At 53.2% G+C, this 665-nt stretch carries 1 protein-coding gene; it reads left to right on the top strand.

Annotation, left to right across the window (positions count from 1 at the left end; translation table 11 throughout):
• Positions 1-665: diguanylate cyclase regulator RdcB family protein (locus WG891_RS26645; RefSeq protein WP_337265239.1), on the top strand; the 665-nt coding region annotated here is incomplete at both ends.

Here is a 665-nt window from a genome sequence, read left to right on the forward strand (position 1 = left end):
AACGGTGTTGATATCGTGCGTGACCACACGCGTATACAACAAAGCCAGCGATTTTTTGAGCGGCTCTGGCACGATCTTACTGGTACCAATGTGCAACGCCAGCAGGCGATCAATGCCAGTCTGGCTGATGGCGTGGACAGTTCATTACGCTGGCTCATTGAACTGACCGGCTCGTTAGCGAAAAGCCATTACGCCATTACTCAGGTCAATGACCGAGTCAACCAGCTTGTCCATCATACCGCCGAGATTGCCCATTATGCTGCAGAGACACGGGCGCAATTGCACCAGTTTGCAGAAAACGTCAATACCCGATGCCTTGCCCTGGAGCAAGAGGTACAGGGACTCAGACAGACTCAGAACGGTATGTTACACCTTAACCGGGTTTTTACTCGTTGGCAGGCTGGACGTTACCCACAATTTTCACTGGCCGGGCGTTGCTACGCCGTTATTGAGGCACTGCGCTGGGGCGCTTTTGGTGATCTGCTGCGCAGCAGTGATGCGTCTCAACATAATGTGCTGATCGATGACCTCCGGGATAGGGCCATTACGCAGATGCTGCGGGATGCTGACGTTACGGCATCAGAACGTAAGAACAGCGATTTCTGGTTGGCTGTTCCTGATACCCATTTCGGTGAAGGCCTGGCCTATCTGGGAGACTGGTGTGA

Origin of the sequence: Serratia sp. MMO-28 (assembly GCF_037199905.1) — a bacterium.
GTDB classification, from domain to species: Bacteria; Pseudomonadota; Gammaproteobacteria; order Enterobacterales; family Enterobacteriaceae; genus Chania; species Chania oryzae.